This window comes from Vibrio sp. 2033 (assembly GCF_033339735.1).
On sequence record NZ_JAWOVC010000006.1, the window covers coordinates 232,906 to 252,874 of the forward strand.

At 44.3% G+C, this 19,969-nt stretch carries 17 protein-coding genes; 8 read left to right on the forward strand and 9 right to left on the reverse strand.

Annotation, left to right across the window (positions count from 1 at the left end):
• The 5 genes from R7P74_RS11180 to R7P74_RS11200 all read right to left on the reverse strand — a co-directional run.
• The coding region (locus R7P74_RS11180) for a VWA domain-containing protein (RefSeq protein ID WP_318122848.1) at positions 1-1,338 on the reverse strand (1,338 nt) is incomplete at its 3' end.
• On the reverse strand, positions 1,331-2,335 hold the full coding sequence (locus R7P74_RS11185; RefSeq protein WP_318122849.1) for a vWA domain-containing protein: 1,005 nt from the start codon (positions 2,333-2,335) through the stop codon (positions 1,331-1,333). The genes R7P74_RS11185 and R7P74_RS11180, both read right to left, overlap by 8 nt.
• Positions 2,328-2,804, reverse strand: coding sequence for a DUF4381 domain-containing protein (locus tag R7P74_RS11190; protein ID WP_017821862.1), 477 nt, complete (start codon positions 2,802-2,804; stop codon positions 2,328-2,330). The genes R7P74_RS11185 and R7P74_RS11190 overlap by 8 nt, the downstream gene beginning before the upstream one ends.
• A 37-nt stretch (positions 2,805-2,841) precedes the next feature.
• Complete coding sequence (locus tag R7P74_RS11195; protein ID WP_017821861.1) at positions 2,842-3,768, reverse strand: DUF58 domain-containing protein; 927 nt, start codon at positions 3,766-3,768, stop codon at positions 2,842-2,844.
• 13 nt (positions 3,769-3,781) lie between these two features.
• Complete coding sequence (locus tag R7P74_RS11200) at positions 3,782-4,738, reverse strand: AAA family ATPase (protein ID WP_017635415.1); 957 nt, start codon at positions 4,736-4,738, stop codon at positions 3,782-3,784.
• Between the two features lie 310 nt (positions 4,739-5,048).
• Here R7P74_RS11200 and R7P74_RS11205 point away from each other — a divergent pair, with 310 nt between their 5' ends.
• The 8 genes from R7P74_RS11205 to R7P74_RS11240 all read left to right on the forward strand — a co-directional run bounded on the left by R7P74_RS11205 (position 5,049) and on the right by R7P74_RS11240 (position 13,949).
• Positions 5,049-6,965 (forward strand): methyl-accepting chemotaxis protein, encoded by a 1,917-nt coding sequence (locus R7P74_RS11205; protein WP_017821859.1) that lies wholly within the window; start codon positions 5,049-5,051, stop codon positions 6,963-6,965.
• A 56-nt stretch (positions 6,966-7,021) separates the two neighbouring features.
• Positions 7,022-7,222 carry a restriction endonuclease subunit S gene (locus R7P74_RS11210; protein ID WP_213886476.1) on the forward strand — a complete coding sequence of 67 codons (201 nt, stop codon included), beginning with the start codon at positions 7,022-7,024 and terminating at the stop codon, positions 7,220-7,222.
• A 246-nt stretch (positions 7,223-7,468) separates the two neighbouring features.
• A complete protein-coding gene (locus R7P74_RS11215) occupies positions 7,469-8,137 on the forward strand; it encodes a LuxR C-terminal-related transcriptional regulator (protein WP_021707603.1) in 669 nt (222 codons plus the stop codon).
• A 228-nt stretch (positions 8,138-8,365) separates the two neighbouring features.
• The gene (locus R7P74_RS11220) at positions 8,366-9,022 is read left to right on the forward strand and encodes a LuxR C-terminal-related transcriptional regulator (protein ID WP_318122850.1); all 657 of its coding nucleotides are present in this window, start codon (positions 8,366-8,368) and stop codon (positions 9,020-9,022) included.
• A 206-nt stretch (positions 9,023-9,228) separates the two neighbouring features.
• The gene (locus tag R7P74_RS11225; RefSeq protein WP_005375168.1) at positions 9,229-9,819 is read left to right on the forward strand and encodes a calcium-binding protein; all 591 of its coding nucleotides are present in this window, start codon (positions 9,229-9,231) and stop codon (positions 9,817-9,819) included.
• A gap of 152 nt (positions 9,820-9,971) precedes the next feature.
• The gene (locus R7P74_RS11230; protein ID WP_318122851.1) at positions 9,972-11,690 is read left to right on the forward strand and encodes a type I secretion system permease/ATPase; all 1,719 of its coding nucleotides are present in this window, start codon (positions 9,972-9,974) and stop codon (positions 11,688-11,690) included.
• The gene (locus R7P74_RS11235; RefSeq protein WP_318122852.1) at positions 11,665-13,005 is read left to right on the forward strand and encodes an HlyD family type I secretion periplasmic adaptor subunit; all 1,341 of its coding nucleotides are present in this window, start codon (positions 11,665-11,667) and stop codon (positions 13,003-13,005) included. The genes R7P74_RS11230 and R7P74_RS11235 overlap by 26 nt, the downstream gene beginning before the upstream one ends.
• Positions 13,006-13,100: 95 nt before the next feature.
• Complete coding sequence (locus R7P74_RS11240; protein WP_005375171.1) at positions 13,101-13,949, forward strand: mechanosensitive ion channel family protein; 849 nt, start codon at positions 13,101-13,103, stop codon at positions 13,947-13,949.
• A 95-nt stretch (positions 13,950-14,044) separates the two neighbouring features.
• Here R7P74_RS11240 and fhuB read toward each other — a convergent pair whose 3' ends face one another.
• From fhuB to R7P74_RS11260, 4 genes are read right to left on the reverse strand one after another with little or no spacing between them, the layout of a single operon-like run.
• Complete coding sequence (fhuB, locus tag R7P74_RS11245) at positions 14,045-16,012, reverse strand: Fe(3+)-hydroxamate ABC transporter permease FhuB (RefSeq protein WP_258480828.1); 1,968 nt, start codon at positions 16,010-16,012, stop codon at positions 14,045-14,047.
• Positions 16,009-16,938 (reverse strand): iron-siderophore ABC transporter substrate-binding protein, encoded by a 930-nt coding sequence (locus R7P74_RS11250; protein ID WP_154203993.1) that lies wholly within the window; start codon positions 16,936-16,938, stop codon positions 16,009-16,011. Before R7P74_RS11250 ends, fhuB begins: the two co-directional genes overlap by 4 nt.
• Positions 16,929-17,714, reverse strand: a complete 786-nt coding sequence (locus tag R7P74_RS11255) for an ABC transporter ATP-binding protein (RefSeq protein ID WP_005375174.1) — start codon at positions 17,712-17,714, stop codon at positions 16,929-16,931. Before R7P74_RS11255 ends, R7P74_RS11250 begins: the two co-directional genes overlap by 10 nt.
• Before the next feature lie 51 nt (positions 17,715-17,765).
• Entirely contained in the window at positions 17,766-19,868 is a 2,103-nt protein-coding gene (locus tag R7P74_RS11260) for a TonB-dependent siderophore receptor (protein ID WP_318122853.1), read from the reverse strand.
• Between the last annotated feature and the right edge of the window lie 101 nt (positions 19,869-19,969).

The window sequence follows — 19,969 nt, forward strand, 5'->3', positions numbered from 1 at the left end:
CTGTTTTAGCTTTTCTTCTACAACCGATAGGTTTTTCTTCGCGGCTTCAAAGTTAGGCTTTTCCTCTAGCAGTTTTTTATACAAATCAGCCGCATCTTCTAATTGACCATTTTGAGCGAGCGAGTTGGCGAGGTTATAGCGGCCGTTAAGGGAGGCATCATGAGAAAATGCTTCGATAGCGGCTTCGTAGTCACCTTTTTGATAACTGGAGGCTCCTTTCCAGCTTGGGTTTGTAAATAGGTTTTGCGCCTGTTCATACTCACCTTGCTTGTATAGTTCCGCTCCTTGTTGGTCGGCATTTAAGAACGGATTAGCTTCTGCATGCGGTGTCCACGTTACTGGGACTACAGTCGCAACTACCACCCAAATCAGGCCGCGTCGAAACAGTAAAGCCGCAGGAATAAGTAACAACGGCAGTAACCAAAAGCCACTGTTGAGGCGAGAATCAGTTTTAACTTCTTCGCTTTGGGTCGCAGAAAGCTGGCTACCAATGTTATTAGTAAAGGCCGCGATATTTTCAACATCACGGTTGGTGTGCTGAATAGGAACAAATAGGCCGCCAGTTTTATTCGCTAGCGTCTGTAGGTTTTTCAGGTTTGTTTTCGCTACGACGGTTGTGCCTTGTGCCGTTTTTAGCAGAGAGCCATCGGGCAGCGCGATAGGCGCACCGTTAGGAGTCCCGACGGCAAGAACAGAAATGCGAAACTTTGTACCTTGGACTAAATCTAACGCGCGAGACAGCTCTGACGTATCAAGATCATCCGCTAACACGATGATATCGCCTTGTTGCGTGCCGGCTTGAGAAAACTGGTTGATCGCCAGTTCAATCGCGGCAGGCAGGTTTGCTCCTTGAAAAGGCATCAGCTCTGGTGACAAATTTTCGATAATCCCCGCAAGCGTGCTGGAATCAGTTGTCAGTGGACTTAAGTTATAGGCATCGCCAGCGTAAGCAATAAGTCCAGTGGCTCCCTCTTTCCATTTAGGCAGCAAATCGAGCGCCTTATAACGTGTTTGTGCTAGCCGATTGGGTTTGATGTCTGTAGCAAACATAGAGCGAGACATATCAAGCACCAAGATACGGTTTTGGTTTAACTCAAAGCTTGGTCGAGCATTGGACCGCCAGCTTGGCCCCGCTAATGAAATGCAAGTTATTGCCCAAGCTAAACCCCATAGAGTGAAGTAATGCTTAGACTGCGTGTTTTGTCCGAGCATCCGCGATAGGTGAGGGGCAATCAGTGTGGACTTTTGGGCTCTAAATTTGTGATTAAGCAAGAGTGCAATAGGGATCACGATGAGCCCCAAAAGCCAATAAGGATTGAGGAAAATAAACTCAGCCATGTTTTCTCCTTAATAGGAATAACAATACCGATAATACAAATGCAGCGCTTAATGGATATGGAAACCATTCAGACTGTGGGCGCCAAGTTTGTGTGTCGCTAGATACGGGTTCTAGCTGGTTGATGGTGTCATAAATCTTTTCGAGCTCTTCCGTATCTCGCGCTCGAAAATATTGTCCACCTGTCACCTCTGCCACTTTAGTCAGTGTTTGTTCATCTAAGTCGGCTGCGGTGTTGACTTTGCGAGTCATGAAAAACTCTTTCACCATCATTTCACCAGCGCCCACGCCCACGGTGTAAATAGTGGCGTTGTATTTTTTCGCAATTTCCGCTGCTTTTAGCGGCTCGAGCACCCCTGCAGTATTGCTGCCGTCACTGAGCAAAATCATGACTCGTTGGGGAGCATCACTGTCTACAAAGGTTTTTGTGCCTAAACCAATACCATCACCAATGGCGGTTCGTTGACCAACCAAACCGATGACGGTTTGATTAATCTGTTGCATGACGCTTTTTCGGTCTGCAGTGAGTGGTGTTTGCAAATAAGCATGGTCGCCAAACAAAACAACTCCGAGACGGTCACCTTTTCTCTTTGCTACGAAATCAGACAGAACTTTTTTGACTGCTGTGAGGCGATCGATATATTCGCCGTTGAGTTCCATGTCTTCCTGCTGCATCGAACCGGACAGATCGACGACTAACATCAAGTCCCGATATTTGGGTTGGAATTCAACGGGATCACCAAACCAAACTGGACGCGCACAAGCGACGACAAGAAGGCCCCAGATCGCGATTGAAAGTGCTTTTTGCAGCGCTTGCTTAGGCTTGCTGCGATTCTCATTAGTTGGTAAGTACGCCAATTTGATCTCGGCTTGTTGAGATTCTTGTGGCAGAAACTTGTATACCAGCCAGGGGATGGGCAACAAAAACAGTGCCCACCACCAGACAAATTCAATGTTTAGCCATTGGGCAAGATCGGTTATGAGTGTTTGCTCAGTCACGGTTATTTGCCTTTTTCTTTGGTGGCAAAGCGTAGGTTATCCAAAAGACACAATCGTCTACCAAGCTTTGATGCTGCCCTTGGGAAGAATTCTGATACAACGCTTCTTGCCACTGATGTTGTTTGTCTACGAATCGACTTTCTTTGGTATGGCTATCGAGAAATTCATACCAAGCGATTCCGGTTAATGGTGCGATCTCTTCACGCGGAAAGTAACTCAATGCTGCCTGGCGCAATATTTCCAGAGCAGAAGAGGGGGTATGAGGCGCGGTAGGTTGAGTTAAAAGTGTTAATGCTGTCTTTTTTGCGCGTAAGTGTTTTTTACGCCATCTCACATAAAGACAAATGCCGAAAACGAAGAGCAAGGTGGCTGCAAGCACCACCCACCATCCCCAAGCGAGCGGAAACCAATCCGGTGCGTTTGGCAAAATCAAAGGTTCAAGGTCTAGGCTTTGGTTGTTTGTTGTCATTATTATTACTGCTTAATAAGTACTGCTTGTCAGTTTGTTAGCTTAATTGTGAAATTAAGGGCCAGCCACTTGATAGCGTGTTAAATGGAATTGCTATTGAATGGCATTGCTGCTTAATGGTTTCTTGATGTTGGGTAAAATGGCTTTCGAGTTCTCTTCGTTGTCCTTTAGAGCCAAAGTTAAACCATTGACTATGCAGCCCATCCGAAGCTTTCACTTGACCTCTAAAGTCTGTTTCGCCTCTTTCTAACGGATCATAAAACTGAACAGCCCTTACGCTATTGTGTTGTTTGAGTCGACGTAGTTGTGCCAGTTCCGTTGGTATTACGTGGGCAAAATCACTGAGCATAATCAATTCGCTGCCTTTTGGGGTGAGCGTATGAAGTGTCTCCAATACTTGTGCATACGGCAGTGTACGAGTGTCGTTGCTTGCAGTACGAGTTACTTGCGCATTATGTATGTCGACTATGGCGTTAAGAATCCGCAGCCCTTGTCTTTGTAAAGAAGAGGGGCGAAATTCAAGACATTGATGTCCGTCATCAATCACTGCGCCGATGCGATCTTTTTTAGCTAGAGTTAGCCAAATTAGAACACTGGCAAAGTGGGCCAATTGAACGGATTTGAGTACATACTTAGATCCAAAATGTAGACTAGAACTTAGATCAAGATAAAGAATGACCGCTTGCTCTTTATCTTCTGCAAACAACTTCGTATGTGCTTTACCGGTCCTAGCGGTGACTCGCCAATCAATGCTGCGAATATCGTCGCCAGGTTGATATTGGCGCACCTCCATAAAATCCATACCTCGCCCTTTTTGGCGACTGGTATGGTTACCACTCATCTGCGACCAGAGACTCTGTGCTGGTGGTAACCAACGTACAGATTGAGTGCGATATTGGAGCAGCTCTTCAAGGGTTAATGTCACCCCATTCGCATGAGGTGGTAATGAATGTGTAGCGGACATATCACTCACTCGTTTATGCACTGCCAACAAGGTTTAGCAGTTTATCGATGACCTGGTTTGCCGTAATGCCTTCAGCTTGAGCGTGGTAACTCAATAATAAACGGTGGCGCAGTACCGGATAAGCCATGGTTTGAACATCTTCCGGAGAGACAAAATCACGACCAGCAAGCCAAGCGTGCGCACGTGCACAGCGATCAAGAGCGATGGTAGCACGCGGACTCACACCCATTGACAACCATTTGTCCAACTCAGTGTCATATTTGTTGGCTTGACGTGTCGCCATAACTAAACGGACGATGTACTGCTCTATCGTTTCTGCCATATGAATATCCAACACTTCTTTACGTGCGGTGAATATATCTTGTTGGCTTAACATTGGGCGTTCAACCTTTGCTTCGCCTTTTGCTTCTCCGCGGTTAATACGCAAGATAGATAGCTCATGCTCCGCATCTGGGTATTCCACTTCTAAATGCAATAAAAAGCGGTCTAGCTGCGCTTCAGGAAGGGGGTAGGTCCCTTCTTGCTCTATCGGGTTTTGAGTTGCCATAACCAAAAACAACTCTGGCAGCGGGTAGGTATGACGACCTGCTGTGACTTGTTTCTCTGCCATTGCTTCAAGCATTGCCGCTTGTACTTTGGCTGGTGCACGGTTTATCTCATCCGCAAGAATAAGCGAGTTGAAGATAGGACCTGATTGGAAAGTGAATTCTCCGGTTTCGGGACGGAAGATATCGGTGCCGGTTAAATCGGCTGGCAGCAAATCAGGGGTGAACTGAATGCGGTGGAAGTCGCCTTCAACACAGTCTGAGAGTGATTTTACTGCACGGGTTTTTGCTAACCCAGGAGGGCCTTCAACTAAAATATGCCCATCCGCAAGAAGCGCAACAAGCAGTTGCTTTACCAGATCTTGCTGTCCGATGATCTGCGACTCTAAGTATTGCTGAAGAGTTTCGAAGTTAGATTTATGCATGCTTTGGACTCTCGGTATCCATGTGATTTTCGTGTTGAGTATTGGTCATTTTCCATGTGAAAAAAGTTCCAACGCTCTATTGCAATTTATCTTTTCAATATTGGGACGCTACAGAGAATTGCAAGTACGTGCTATCTCTGAAAGTGCTTATTTGACAGTGTGTTACATTTATTTTTCATAATATAATGAGAAATGCCTCTAGTTTTGTACATATGAGCCGATAAAGATTCCGTGGTGTGCGTGTCATGAGATATGCACCTGATTCCCCTTGTGGGGCCAATAACAAGTGATTCTTTTAAAAGGTCCGAATATGTTGAAACTTCATTCCTTGAGCATCAAACAGAAGGTTGTACTTGGCATTACGTTTGCTGTTCTAGCATCAACAATCATTGTTGGTGTTATGGCTCAGCGTCATGCGAGAGATGTATTGAGCCATCGTCTTATTGACATCGAGCTACCTGCGATGTTGCAGCAAATCAATACCGAAATTGACCGCGAAGTTGTCGAAATGCAACAAGCGGCAAAACAGCTGGCTACAAACGAATTTATTGTTGAAGCCCTATCTAATACAGACCGTGATCCGTCAGTAGAAGTTCAGTTGGTTCAGCAGCTCAATAACGTTAAATCACAGTATGGTCTTAATGATGCGTCGGTAGCAAATCGTCAAACGGCATATTACTGGAATCAAAACGGATTCTTACGTCAACTTAACCGAACGCAAGATGCTTGGTTCTTTGGATTTACGTCGTCTGGTCAAGAAACGTCCGTGAGTGTGTTCCAAGAGGCAAATGGCGAAGTGAAAATGTTTGCCAATTTCCAAGATCTTAATGGTACATCAATGTCAGGTCTCTCTAAATCTATGGGAGATATGGTTGCTTTGCTCAATGGGTTTAAAATTGAAGATACGGGTTACGTGTTCCTCACTAATGAACAAGGCCAGATTCAAATACACCGCCAACAAGGTAAGAACCAAACTTCTATCACTAAACTATTTGGTAGTGACGCAAGTGCGCTGTTGAACAAAAATAGCTTCAACCTAATTAATGTGGAGTTTGAAGGGCAGGATACTTTTGTTTCTAGTTTGTATGTTCCTTCAATGAACTGGTTTGTTATTGGCGTGGTTCCCGTTGATGAAGTATTCGCAGACCTGAATGCGACAGCTAAAAAAATGCTGTTTACGACCATCATTGTTGCCGTTGTATTCATCCTCATGGGCGTATGGTTAGCAAACAGCATTACGAAACCAATCCGACTGATTGCCGATCGTTTTACCGACCTTGGGCAAGGTGAAGGCGATTTGGCGCAGCGTATTGAAATTAAGGGTAATGATGAAATTGCTCAGCTTTCAAAAGGCTTTAATGGATTTATTGAGAAGATTCATGCCACGATGAAAGAGGTTGCTTTAACCAGTGGCTCATTAAGTCAAGCGGCAGAAAGTGTGTCAACGAAAGCAACATCCACACACGACAACAGCCAAGAGCAGCGTGATCAAACCATTCAAGTAGTTGCAGCTATCAACCAAATGGGTGCGACCATCAGTGAAATTGCATCAAACGCGGCTACCGCTGCTGATACGGCAAATCAGGCTTCAGATAACACTCAAACTGGTCGAGAAGTTGTGATGAAAGCAAAAGAGGTGATCAGCCGCCTAGCCGATGATGTTGAAACAACCAATATTGTTGTTACGCAGTTGGCATCGACAACCAAAGATATTGGCTCGATTCTGGGTGTAATTCGTGACATCTCTGAGCAAACGAATTTACTTGCGCTAAACGCTGCAATTGAAGCTGCTCGTGCTGGTGAGCAGGGACGTGGTTTTGCGGTTGTTGCTGATGAGGTAAGAAACCTAGCTTCACGCACGGCTGATTCTACAGAAGAGATTCAGCGCATGATCAATCAGCTTCAAAGTGACGCACAAGACGCGGTAAGTGCTATGGAAGCGGGCAAAGCGGTCACCATAGAAGGGGTTACTTCTACCGATGAAGCAGTCGAGGTATTAATCAGTATTTCTGAACGAATCACCGACATCTCTGATCGTAATACACAAGTTGCAACGGCGACGGAAGAGCAATCCACGGTGGTGCATACCATTAATCAAAATATCGAAGAAATCAACGCGATAAATGAAATGACAACCGCGACAGCAGAAGAGTTGGCGGATGCAAGTCGCGATCTTCAAGCGCTCTCTTCTCGTTTAGACAAGATGGTTGGTAGCTTCAAGTTATAGAGTTGGATAGAATAGGCGAAGTTTAAAAGTTCAATCATTAATTTTAGGTAAGTACTATGAATGACTTCGAAAAAGAACTAGAGCAAATTTCTCAAGAAACCGCTCAGGAGCCAGAAGTAAAACTGCCGTCGCTAGAAGAGCAAAAAGCGATCGTCGCTGAGCTGAAAAAGCTGGAAGCGGAAGGTAAGCTGACGCCAGAAGTGTTAGAACAACACTTTGGTAAGTTTAACCAAAAAAACGCAGCTCCAATCCACTAAGTTAGGTGGTGTTTTGCCTCTAACGTGCGTGATTAAATCACCTGCTCAAACACAAAAAGGGAGTTTATACTCCCTTTTTTAATGTCTGAAAAATGCTAATACCTCTCATATACTTGCCACTGAAAAATTATTGACACTTCAATGAGTTATTAATTAGTACTAGTGATTTTCATACTTGACAATACTACCGCTCTATCTAAATCTATTGCGTATTTCAATAAAAACGACCAAGGGAATGCGATCAGGATGGAGCAGCAAAAAAAAAGAAACGTTATTTTAATCACGGAGGGAAGTCTACAGTCATCTCTGTTGAAAGATGTATTGGAGACCAAACTCGGTATTAGTGTTGCTCTAATCACGCCAGATAATCTGATTCACGGAGTGTTACATGAATCTCTTGCATCAGCCATTATTGTTGATTGCAGCGTGATCACGGATGAAATTTTTCGCCGTTATGCGGAGTTTAAAGCGGCCAAGCAGAAAGACACGCTTGAAATCTTAATTAATTGTGAGCAATCCATATCGACAGAAGATCTCTTTGCTTGGCGTACTTTGGCCGGTATTTTCTATACCTCTGATGATATAAAAACGTTGCAAGTTGGTATTGGTAAGGTGCTTCAAGGAGATATGTGGTTCAGCCGTAAGTTTTCTCAGCAGTACATTACTTACCTTCGTCGACATTGCAAACCTATAAATAAGAATGTTTCCGCTATTCTGACCAAACGAGAGCAACAAATAATTACCTTTCTTTCCATGGGGGCGTCCAATCAACAAATCGCCGAACAATTATTTGTCAGCGAGAATACGGTAAAAACGCATTTACATAATATTTTCAAGAAGATTGATGTGAAAAATAGAGTTCAAGCACTTATTTGGGCAAAGGAAAATATTTCAGACAACTCGTTAACGGTGTAATGCTATTGCAATATTAGGTTGCCTAATTTAGTAAACTCTTAATAATTTCTGTGACCTGAATGTGTTAAAAGTGTTTCTTTTATGAGAAACACTTTTTTTGGTTCTCTTTTTAATAACTTTAGAATTTAAAAAAGTAGCAAATAACTTTACTCTGTGAACTAGCACTTACATATCAAACTAAGTGCTGACGATTAACTACTAATTTAAGAATGTTAAGTCACTGAAAGTATGAGAAACATTATGGAACAGTATATGGAAAAGCCTGAAATCCTAATGCTCACTCAACAAAGTTTACAGAGTGAAAACTTTAAGGAAATGCTTTCTAAAAATACAGAAACTAAAATAACGATCATTGATACTAAAAACCCTAGTTATCATGAACTCATTCCGGAACGCTACTTTTTGCTTGTTGATTTTTCAGTTGAGATTCCTTCCGAAACTTTAGTTTATTTAAAAGATAGTAATAAAGTGCTAGGAACCATAATGCTTAATCTAGGTTATGACTTAGACACAGAAGAACTCGCTTCTTGGCCTCATGTAAAAGGTATATTTGGTCCAGGAGATTCATTGGACAAGGTTTGTCAGGGATTAAAAGCAATAATAAAAGGGGATAATTGGCTGTCTCGAAGATTACTTGATCAGCTAGTAAATTATTATCGAGGTAGAGAAGCAAATAACATTATCGAACCTGCTATTGAGGTTGAGCTTACTCGGCGTGAAGTTCAGGTTTTAAAAATGTTGAAAGAAGGTGGTTCAAATATGGAAATCGCTGATTCTTTATTTATCAGCGAGCATACTATTAAATCACATCTATACAATATTTTTAGAAAGTTAGAAGTAAAGAACCGTACGCAAGCTACAAGTTGGGCTAAGAGAAACCTGTAGTACTAGTATTAACTTGCTGTAATAAAAAGAAAATACTCTATAAAGTACTAAATTTTATATTTATTATTAAAATGTCAGTCTGAAATATCATCCCATATTCAAACTTATTCCTATTCAGTTGACTATTAGACTTCTCATGTCGTGACGAATCTAGTCAGACGTGGAACAGAAGGTCTATTCAATTAATAAGCTAAGAGGGAATAAAAATGAGCGCAAGTGACAATGACACGTATTTAGGCGATGCAGGTGTAAATAACCAATTTGCTGATTTCGATGGCGGCGATGATTTGTTTATCGGTTTTGGTGGTAATGACTCGTTTGTTGGCGGTGGCGGTAATGATTATGTGATCGGCGGCGACGGCGACGATCGCCTAACTGGTGGTGCTGGAGATGACATCCTTAGGGCTGGTACAGGAAACGACTACCTCGGCGGTGGTACCGGTAATGACTTGCTGTTGGGTTTGTTGGGTGACAATAAATTAAATGGTGGTGTCGGTGAAGATATTCTTGTTGCTGGTTCTGGTGACAACGTTTTAGTTGGCGGCAGCAATGGCGATAAGTTTGTGTTCACGGATAAGTTTGGTGGCCATGGCGAAGCCAAAGTTGTTGATTTCACCATAGGTGAAGACTCTTTGCACATCATTAGCGACTCTGTCACTGACTTTGGTGATTTAAGCTTTAGCTACGATGCAGTTGGGAATGCAGTGTTTACCGATGGGGCTGATCTAACAGTGAAACTTATTGGCGTGACTGAAACTGACATCAACACCTATGGTGCAGATCTGTTCGTAATCTAAACGACTGAAAATAACTCTGGATGGGAATTAGTTTGTGTGGCTCTGCCATGCTGAGGTGAACTAATCGGACACTCTAGAGCGATTTGAGGTTACCTTAAGCTAGGCGCTAGTATTTCTGGCGCCTACAATTTTCACGTTAAACGGAAGTAGTCGTGCAAAAAACGGTTTTCAAAGAAGTGAAACAAAAACTATGCACGCTTGCGGGCTTGCTGATCGTTTTTAGCCTTTTTATCAACTTATTGGTTCTCTCGATTCCGTTGTACATGCTTCAAGTGTACAACCGAGTGATATCTTCCTACTCAACCGATACTTTATTCTTGCTCACTGTCATCGTAATTGTTGCGCTGTTAACCATGTCCATCATCGACATTGCACGAGCACAAATGAGTAAATCTTTTGGTTATTGGATGGACACAAAACTCTCCGCTTTCATGCTCAAGCGCACGATTCAATATCAATCACATACTGGGAAGAGTTATACCTCGCAAACTCTGAGAGACATTCAGAACATCAAAAGCTTTTTGAGCAGTCAAGCACCTTACCCACTGTTGGATGTGCCCTGGACACCGCTGTTTATTTTATTTGTGTATTTATTGCACCCGATATTAGGTCACATCGCGTTACTTGGATCTATCGTATTGTTTAGCCTAGGTCTACTTAATGAGCTAATGACGCGTAAAACAATGCAAGAGAGCGAAGTCAGAGCGATTTCTCATATCAACAACGCAGAATTAGCCACGCAAAACTCCAATTCAATTCTCGCAATGGGGATGATGAATGCATTTTTAGAGAAGTGGCAGTCGCGCGTGAGTGAAGTGAATGTGCTTGAAGAGCGAGTTGCAGGTAAGTCTATCTACATGGCTAACTTTTCTAAGTTTGTGCGTGGCTCATTACAGATATTTTTACTGGGAGGTGGTGCATGGTTAGTTATCCAACATGAGATAACGGCAGGGGCGATGATCGCGAGCTCCATATTAATGAGTCGGGCATTATCGCCGATGGAGCAGGCGATAGGCACGTGGCGAAGCGCGATGTCTGCTAAAGGCGCCTATAAAAGGTTGAAAGAAATCGATGCGATCGTGCGCCAAGATGAATCAGATATGCCACTGCCTAAACCAAAAGGACACTATGAGCTTTCCGGACTGGCCTATCGCCACCCTGGAGCAACTGAACCAGTGCTCTCATCGCTCAGCTTATCGATTCCTCCGGGTGTTGCTGTTGGGGTGATTGGCCCTTCTGGTACGGGTAAATCGACGTTTGCTCGGCTGCTATTAGGTACGGTTAAGCCATTAGCGGGTAAAGTGACTCTTGACGGTATGGAAGTCTCCGTATGGGCATCTGAAGATCGCGGCGTACATTTTGGGTATCTCGCTCAAGAGGTGGAGTTATTTCCTGGCACAATTCGAGAGAACATCGCGCGCTTTAAAGAAGAAGACCCCGCTAAAGTCATCAAGGCGGCGCAACTAGCAGGATGTCATGAATTAATACTCAAGAAAAACAAAGGCTATGATTGCATTATTGGTGAAAATGGCCGTGGTTTATCTGGGGGGGAAAGGCAGAGAATCGCTCTTGCAAGAGCCGTTTATGGCGACCCATCTATTGTGATTTTCGATGAAGCGAATGCCAACCTCGATGGTGAGGGAGAGGCTGCGTATCAACGTTTGATTGCCCATTTAAAAGCACAGAGTACAACGATTATCGTCATAGCCCACAATCCGAGTACGTTACGACAAATGGATAGGCTGTTGTATTTGGCTGACGGCCGAGTCAAGTTATACGGCGCTAAAGATGAAGTATTAAAACGTTTGATGGGCGAAGAAAGAACAGATATCCCAAGGGTAAGAAATGAGCAATCAACTGCCAACCGTTAATCAGAGTTCTACCGAGATCGTACATCGTTTTAGCCCCAAAGCGAGACTAAGCTTTCGAAAACCAATTTTACTCGGTGTGGTGACCTTAAGTGTTTTTCTTGGAGGTCTTGGCTACTGGGCTGCAACAGCCAAATTAGAAAGTGCAGCGATTGCTTATGGTGATTTGTCAGTTCTCACTAAGCGACAAGAAATCCAGCATTTAGAAGGCGGTATTATTGAAAAGCTATATGTACAGGAAGGGGATTTAGTCGAAAAAGGTCAGTTATTAATTCAACTTTCTAAGCGTCAAGCTATGGCTAAGTTGGATTCGTTAAGTGGTCGTTTTATCCATACTCTAGCAAAGGAAAACCGTTTAAGTGCGGAGCTTGATGAGCTTCCAACGATTGTATGGTCTGATGATCTTGAGAGCATTCCCCGTGTCGATATCGTCCAAGAAGCACAACTGGTTCAAAACAAGATCTTTGAAGCGAGAAAGCGATTCTTTGATAGTAAACTGAGTATCATTGAGCAGAGTATTTCCGGAGCAAACTTAGAGCTTGAAAACCTTCAGCAAACCAAAGTGATTGAGACGGAACGGCTCAACTTTATTGCTGAAGAAATAGACAGCAACCAAGCCTTGGTGCAAAAAGGTTTCTCGGGAAAATCTACTTTACTTCAACTCAAGCGCCTAGCAGCGGAGGTGAGAAGTACCTTAAGCCAGTTAGACAGGCAATCGCTCACCGTTAGAAAAAAGTTAGATGAGAACCTAGCGCAAATTGAAGAGTTGAAGCTTGAAAGGCTGAATGAGATTGTCGAGGAACTACGAAATACCAAAACGGAAATTGTCGCAATTCGGGAAGAATATCGCTCCGCTCAAGATATTGTCGCAAGAACAACGATCAACGCACCTATTTCTGGTCGCGTAGTCAACATGCAAGTGTTTACCGAAAAAGGTGTGATTGGCTCGGGTGAAACGTTACTAGAACTGGTCCCGCAAGACGATAAGTTGTTAGTCGAGGCTCGTGTTAATCCTCAGGATATTGATTTAGTGAATCCAGGCCAGCAAGCGCATGTTCGTCTGACCGCTCTGAATGCACGGACGTTGGCACCTTTAGACGGTACAGTGCTGACGATTTCTGCCGATAAGCTCTCGCAAGAAAACCAAGAAGATTTTTATCTCGCTAGAATTGCAATTTCACCGGAAGATGTGACAAAACATCGTTTAACCTCAGGTATGAATGCCGAAGTGCTTATTTTATCTGAGCCACGAACGCCATTGAGCTACCTAATAAAGCCAATTACAGAAAGCATGAATCGCGCCTTCAGAGAGGAGTAATTTCAAAAAGACTTGAGTGAGCACGGACAACAGACAAAATAATTTGTTATCGTTAGCTGTTACTGGGCCGTATTTTTATTCGAGGGAGCCGTGGAATGGAGAAAGTGCAGTTAGTTGTCGATTTTCTTCTCACTCATAAATTGATTTTTACCGCACTGATCTTTGCGATTATGTGGTTAATTCGTCGTGCAATTTTATCGATGATTCGTGGTGATCACGCTTTTCTCTCAGAAGATCAGCGTAGTTGGATGTCCAGAACTAAAAATGGCACCTTCGCTGTTACATTACTGATTTTATTTATTTTATGGCAATCAGAAATTAACGAGTTTGCTCTGAGTGTAACGGCGATTGCCGTTGCCATTGTAGTGGCATCCAAAGAAATCATTTTGTGTTTTACGGGTTCGATTCAAAGAGCAAGTTCGCGTTCTTTTCGCGTTGGAGACTGGATTGAGGTCGGAAAGTTGTGTGGTGAAGTGATTGAGCACAATATGATGGCGACGGTGATTCAAGAGATCGACCTGCATCACGGGCAATATCATTACACCGGCAAAACAGCGACATTGCCTAATAGTATGTTCTTTACCTATCCAGTAAAGAACCTCAACTTCATGAAGCGGTACGTTTACCACAACTTTTCTGTAGTGGTGAAAGACTTCGTCAATTTGTATCCACTGTTACCGATTTTAACTGATAAAATTGAAGAACATTGCAGTTACTTTGCTGATGTTGCACATCGTTACAATGCGATGATTGAAAAACATGCTGGTGTTGACCTTCCTGGTTCTGAGCCACATATGCATATTTCTAGTAACATTAATGGCGAACAAATTCTGCACGTGATGATTTTCTGCCCAACGGATAAAGCGAACCACTTAGAGCATTTAATTCGTAAGGACTTTATGGAACTTTATGAGCAACGTTTTCCTGTAGTGCGAGAAGAATAGAGCATCGTACTTCGCCTTTAATTTCAAACCCCGCTATCAAAATAGCGGGGTTTGTGTTTCTTAGCGTATTTTTAGGCAGTCAAAATATTCCCAACTTAGCTGAATTTACTCTTCAGCATTAAAAATAGGAAGTAAGTGCTGCCTATAATAGCGACCAACGTGCCAGCTGCGACCTGACTTGGATAAATAGCGATTTGTCCTAGCCAATCTGCCCACAACATTAGGGTTGCGCCAATTAAGGCTCCGACACACAGTTGCTCTTTCACTTTTCTTGCTCCTAACATCATCGCCATATGGGGAGCGACCAAGCCAACAAAAGATATTGGACCAACTGTAGCGGTAGAAAAGGCGCATAACAAAGCAACGATGGTGAGCATAAGCGTATTGGCTACGGTAGGGTTAAGCCCTCGTGCATTTGAGAATTGTCGCCCGATGGAAATTAGTGTTAGCCAACGAGAAATCGAGAATACAGCGGCAAGCAGAACTATTATGGCCAAACATAACATCAGTGCGGTGTCGGCTGTGACTCGATAAATTGAACCAGTTAACCACAATAAAATTTTGTAACTGTCACCAGAACCTTGAGCTAGCGAAAATTGAACAAGAGCTTCTAGTAGTGCCGTTAGTGCGATGCCGGACAACACGAAGTTAGATGGATTAAAATGGCTTCGTTTACCGATAATCAGCAATAACATCAATACGGACATACTTCCGAAAAAAGCGATACCCCAGCTAAATGCGGAGAGAAGCGACCCAGCGATGACTCCTGTCGTAATAATGGCAAACGTGGCTCCGGAAGACACACCGAGAATATCGGGACTTGCCAGAGGGTTATAAACAATGCGTTGCAAAATGATTCCGGCAACGGATAGCGCAATACCGACAGAAAGTGCGGTTAACATTCGCGGCCAACGCAATTGCCATTGGAACTCACCTGGCACAGACCATTGAATTCCGTTTATACCATGGGTAACGAATGAGTAAGCTAGAATCCCAACCAGACTGAATAGCGCAATGCTGCATACCGCGCGTTTAGAAAGCGCCGTTTTTCCTTGGCTCATTGAAAGGTTAAGTTGATCGGTTGCCGTCAGCTTTTTACGAGTAAACCAAATTAAAGCGGGAGCGCCAATAGCTGCAGCCGCTACGCCGCTAGGAATGGTTTCCTCTAACCATAAGCTCAGCGAGATAGCGGCAGAGTCTGTGATGATTAGTAGCATTGCGCCCAAAAGCATGCTGCTGATCAATTCGTCGCGCGGTGTTCTTGCCCCCATCGCTCTGGCAATATTGGGTGTCAGTAATCCGATGAAGCTGATAATACCAACTGTGGTGATTGAGGCAGATACCAGCCAAATACCCATCACCATTAACGCACCAAACGCGGGTAATACCGCTAAGCCTCGGGCTGCTGCGCCTTCTTGTCCTAGTTTCATTAAGGTCAGAATACGTGGTGCGACGATCAAAATTACGATTGCGATAGCGCAGCGAGGCAATAACCACTCAAACCAATCCCAGCTGTATTGAGAAAGGTCTCCGGCTCCCCACATAAAAATATTCTGTGCGAACTGGGCATTTAAAATAATAATGGCTGTGGCGATAGAACCAAGCAAGATATTGATCACCATCCCCGAAACGACCAGCGGCAAACCTGTCATATTACGCACGCCTGCAATTGATACGATCAGGCCAAACGCCACTAAAGCCCCCACCATTGCGGCTAATGCAGAGTAATCGGCTACCCAATCGACGAACCAAATGTTTACCACGACTAATGCAAGCCAAGCACCAGAAGAGGTGCCAAGAGTCAACGGCGAGGTGAGGTTATTCTGCGTTAATTGCTGCATTAAGCTGCCGGTGAGCCCAAGCATGGCACCAACAAGCAGGGTCATACTTAACCTAGGAAGCTGCGCTTGCGTAAAGAATACGTCACGAAACTCGGTTGCTACCTCTGGTTTTGTTAATAATTGCCATTGTTCGAAAAGTGATAAATTAGTATCAATTTGTAGGCTAAAGACGCTAAGTAACGTAATCAGCGCCAGATAACCAATATAATGTTTCGTTCTCATTGTTCTGGTGCCAACTCTATTAGACTGTCGGTAATCGCTTCAGCGGTGTATTGCAAAGACATGGCACCGCCATACGCCCACACTGCTCTGACTGAATTTACCCGCTGCTTTTTCACAAACGGCATCGCTTGCCAAAGTGGCGACTCTTTCAGTTTTCGTTCTTCTGGGAAAGGTTGTACGTAGAGAACGTAGCTGTTTTGAAGGCTCTGAAGCCGATTGATTCGATCTTGCTTTACTCCCCACGCACGTGGGTCCTCTTTAATTGGAGCCTGTAATCCCAGTTTTCTAACCACGTAGTCAGTGGTGGAGTTTTCGGTTGCAAGTAATACAGTATTCGGGGTTGAAAATCGCATCACAAGAACGCTGAGTGGAGCAGAGTAATAGTGGCGAATTCGCTGGCGCATCTGCGCAAATGAAGCATCTAATTCTGCCAGTTTCTGTTCAGCAAGTGCCTCTTTATTGAATAGCTTGCTGAGCGTACGAAAGTGACGAATGGCCGTTTCAGCTGCGGCCTCATTTTCAGAAAAATTAGGTAAATAGATTACCGGAGCAATTTGTTTGAGTAACGGAATCAAGTCTTGCTGTGGAGACGCAGCAAGGATGACATCTGGTTTCAAACTGGCTATTTTTTCTAAGTTGGGCTCTGCTCGGGTTCCAATATCTTCAATTGACTCTGGTGCAGTTGGATTGACGACCCATTGGCGGTAGCCTGGTAAATTTGGGGCTGCGATTGGTTCTACGTTTAGCGCCAAAACTTGTTCTAAGATGTCCCAGTTTAAGGCTACAACGCGTTGTGGCGCGTGCTCAAAACTATGCTCACCATATTCATCGGTAACGGTGATGACTGCATGTGCATTGGTCATAAAAAATGCGAGGAGAAAAGCAGATTGTGTAACCACAGTAAGTAAACGAGCTATTATGCGCATACAACAGCCACCTTTTGGCTCGCTAATGTGTTAGCCGGGCTTGGGTGTTCAATCAGCTTAATTGGTGACTCATATAGTTTAGAAAGGCGTGCCTCGTCTAACAACATGTCGGCGTTGCCTTCAAAGGCAATCTTACCTTTTTTGAGCGCAACAATGTGGGTGGCGTAGCGCAGTGCTAAGTTCAGATCGTGCAGGATCACGATAATGCCTACATTCTCGGTTCGATTCAGTTCTGCCAGCAGCGCCATTAGTTGAAACTGATGGTGAACATCGAGCGCCGAGGTTGGCTCATCGAGAATTAAAATTGGCGATTGTTGAGCCAGTAGCATAGACACCCAAGCGCGTTGGCGCTCGCCGCCCGATAAGTCATCCGCCAAAGCTTGAGCAAAAGGTGTAACTCCTGTTCGTTCCATAGCCTGCGTGATGATCTGTTTGTCTTCGGTTTTCCAACGACCAAGTGCCCCACGCCACGGAAAGCGACCTAAGCGCACTAGCTCTTCTACCGTTAAACCAGCCGAAGAGGGCAGCTTTTGTGGCAAATAGGCGATCTGTTTTGCCAACTCTTTGGTTTTAAGTGATGAAAGGGAAGTATCGTTTAGTGTTACCGTGCCTTTATCTGGCGACATTTGACCAGAAAGCAGGTTCACCAGTGTCGACTTACCTGAACCGTTATGGCCTAAAACGACCGTTAGCTCATTTGTTGGGATGTTAAGTTGTTCGATGCCGAGGATCTGACGTCCACCTCGCACGATCTCAATATTAGACAGTTGAAACATGGATGGCTCTTAGGAGAAAACTCCCCTCAATAGAGGGGAGTAGAAGTACAATTACCAGCGGTAGTTTGCGTTTAGCATAACAGAGCGAGACTGGCCGTAGTAACACCAGTAATCGCAACCTGAAACAAACTCTTTATCTAGGATGTTGTTCACGTTTAGCTGTGCTTGCCACTGTGAAGTGATGTCGTAAGTGACTGACGCATCCCAAAGAGTGACTGAAGGAACCGTTAGGTTCGAGCTCTTAGGGTTATCTTTTGACTCACCTACGTAGCGCACACCAGTACCGATATTGAGGCCTGGAATCAGGCTGTAGGCGCTGTAGTCTACCCATGCAGAAGCTTGGTGCTCAGGAATAAGTGCGGCTTGTTTTTTACCTTGGCCAAAGCTCTCATCTGTTTTCGCTTTAGTGTAGGTGTAGCTTGCCATCAGTTTTAGATCGTCGGTTAGCTGCGCCGTGCTTTCTAGCTCAACACCTTGAGATGTCACTTCACCTGTTTGTGTCGCAATCCATGTTGATGGGTTAGTGACCAACGCGTTCTTTTGCGTGATGTCGAACCATGCAAGGTTGATAAAGCCATCCATAAAGCTTGGCTCATACTTTACACCCACTTCTACTTGCTCGCCTTCCAGCGGTTTGTAAAGTTCATTGGTTGCCGCATCAATAGTGCTGATCACTTCAAACGACTGAGAGTAGTTTACGTAAGGTGACAGGCCATTGTTTGCAAGGTACATCACACCCGCACTTAGAGAGAGCTGACCATCATCACGAGATTCACTTTGATCAACGGTAGCGCCTTTGCCAGAGTTTTCTGTTTTCACCCAGTCGTAACGAGCACCGATGTTACCAATCCACTGTTCATGCAGTTTCAATTGGTATTGTGAATAGAGACTTGCTTGAGATTTCTCAATCTCACGTTTCACGTTGTTGGCAGGATCAAGAGGGGTGAAGTTGCCGTAAACTGGGTTCCACGGGTTGATAGTGCCAAATGCATAGTTGTCTTGCTCGTCGCCATCGGTTTTGTGGAATTGCAGATCCATACCGATAAGCACTGTGTGCTCTGCGTTGTCTGTCATCCAGTTGCCGACAGCATTGTTATCGAACGTGATGCTCTGGTTTTTTCCGTCACGGAATACGATGCCTTGCGTTAATTCTTCTTTCGCTGGATCGTTGTTTGAGAACGCGTAAGAGCTGCGCAAGTACAACTCATTCGAACCGTAGTTGAGGTTTTGCGAGAGTGACCACGTGTCATTGATGTCGTGCTCTAGTAAGTAACCTAGAGAAAACTGCGTGCGTTCGTATTTATCGTAGTTTGGCTGACCAAGGTTAGTCGAAGGATCGATTTTGCCAAAGTTAGAACCAATCAGAGTACCTGCTGCCGGGAAGAATGGGTTAGTTGGTACACCGTCATCATGAAGGTAAGTTGCCAAAACGGTCAGCACTGTACGGTCAGAAATGTCGAACTCGACACTTGGCGCTAGGTAGAAACGCTCGTTGTTTGTTCCGTCCAGTTCACCATCTTGGCTTGTCATCAAGCCAACCAAACGATAGCGCACAGTGCCTGCGTCGTTTGCTTCGTCAGCAATGTCAAAACCTACGGATTGGTGTTGGTTGTTGCCAACTTCGACTTTTACTTCGCCTTGAGGCGTAAACGTTGGTTTTTTCTGAACAGCATTCACGATACCGCCTGGTGCCGATTCACCAAACAGAATAGCCGATGGACCTTTAACGACTTCTACACTTTCTAGGCCGTAAGGTTCGACCAACCATGTGTAGTAACCATCGCGGAATAGGCGGTTGCCGTTTAGGTAAGTCGCTGCATCAAATCCACGAACTTTGAACCAATCAGTGTCGTTGTCTGCGCCATAAGGCTGAGCGGTTACACCAGACGTGTAGCGTAATGCTTCATCTAGCTTTTTCGGTGCACGAACACGAAGTTCATCTTCAGAAATGATAGATACGCTGCGCGGCGTTTCTGCTGCCGGGGTTTCTACTTTAAGTGCTTGCGCGGTGACCGTTATGGTCTCCATGGCAATCACGTCATCTTGTACGACGTCTTCTTGAGCTTGTGCTGTGAATGCAACCACTGCTGTAGGTGCTAAAGCACAAACCAACGCGTTGCGGATAACGATGGTCAGTGAGTTATTCTTTTGCATAAATCTATTCCCGATAATTATGATTAACGCTAAGCTTAATTGTAATTATTATCATTTGAGCTTTTGTTTCGGTATTTTACTGACTTTTGTATCAAAAGATA

Bases quoted from the DNA above. Each gene is read 5' to 3' on its own strand.
- R7P74_RS11190 (WP_017821862.1), bottom strand. From the start codon at position 2,804: ATGACAACAAACAACCAAAGCCTAGACCTTGAACCTTTGATTTTGCCA.
- R7P74_RS11195 (WP_017821861.1), bottom strand. From the start codon at position 3,768: ATGTCCGCTACACATTCATTACCACCTCATGCGAATGGGGTGACATTA.
- R7P74_RS11200 (WP_017635415.1), bottom strand. From the start codon at position 4,738: ATGCATAAATCTAACTTCGAAACTCTTCAGCAATACTTAGAGTCGCAG.
- R7P74_RS11205 (WP_017821859.1), top strand. From the start codon at position 5,049: ATGTTGAAACTTCATTCCTTGAGCATCAAACAGAAGGTTGTACTTGGC.
- R7P74_RS11210 (WP_213886476.1), top strand. From the start codon at position 7,022: ATGAATGACTTCGAAAAAGAACTAGAGCAAATTTCTCAAGAAACCGCT.
- R7P74_RS11215 (WP_021707603.1), top strand. From the start codon at position 7,469: ATGGAGCAGCAAAAAAAAAGAAACGTTATTTTAATCACGGAGGGAAGT.
- R7P74_RS11220 (WP_318122850.1), top strand. From the start codon at position 8,366: ATGAGAAACATTATGGAACAGTATATGGAAAAGCCTGAAATCCTAATG.
- R7P74_RS11225 (WP_005375168.1), top strand. From the start codon at position 9,229: ATGAGCGCAAGTGACAATGACACGTATTTAGGCGATGCAGGTGTAAAT.
- R7P74_RS11235 (WP_318122852.1), top strand. From the start codon at position 11,665: ATGAGCAATCAACTGCCAACCGTTAATCAGAGTTCTACCGAGATCGTA.
- R7P74_RS11240 (WP_005375171.1), top strand. From the start codon at position 13,101: ATGGAGAAAGTGCAGTTAGTTGTCGATTTTCTTCTCACTCATAAATTG.
- fhuB (WP_258480828.1), bottom strand. From the start codon at position 16,012: ATGAGAACGAAACATTATATTGGTTATCTGGCGCTGATTACGTTACTT.
- R7P74_RS11250 (WP_154203993.1), bottom strand. From the start codon at position 16,938: ATGCGCATAATAGCTCGTTTACTTACTGTGGTTACACAATCTGCTTTT.
- R7P74_RS11255 (WP_005375174.1), bottom strand. From the start codon at position 17,714: ATGTTTCAACTGTCTAATATTGAGATCGTGCGAGGTGGACGTCAGATC.
- R7P74_RS11260 (WP_318122853.1), bottom strand. From the start codon at position 19,868: ATGCAAAAGAATAACTCACTGACCATCGTTATCCGCAACGCGTTGGTT.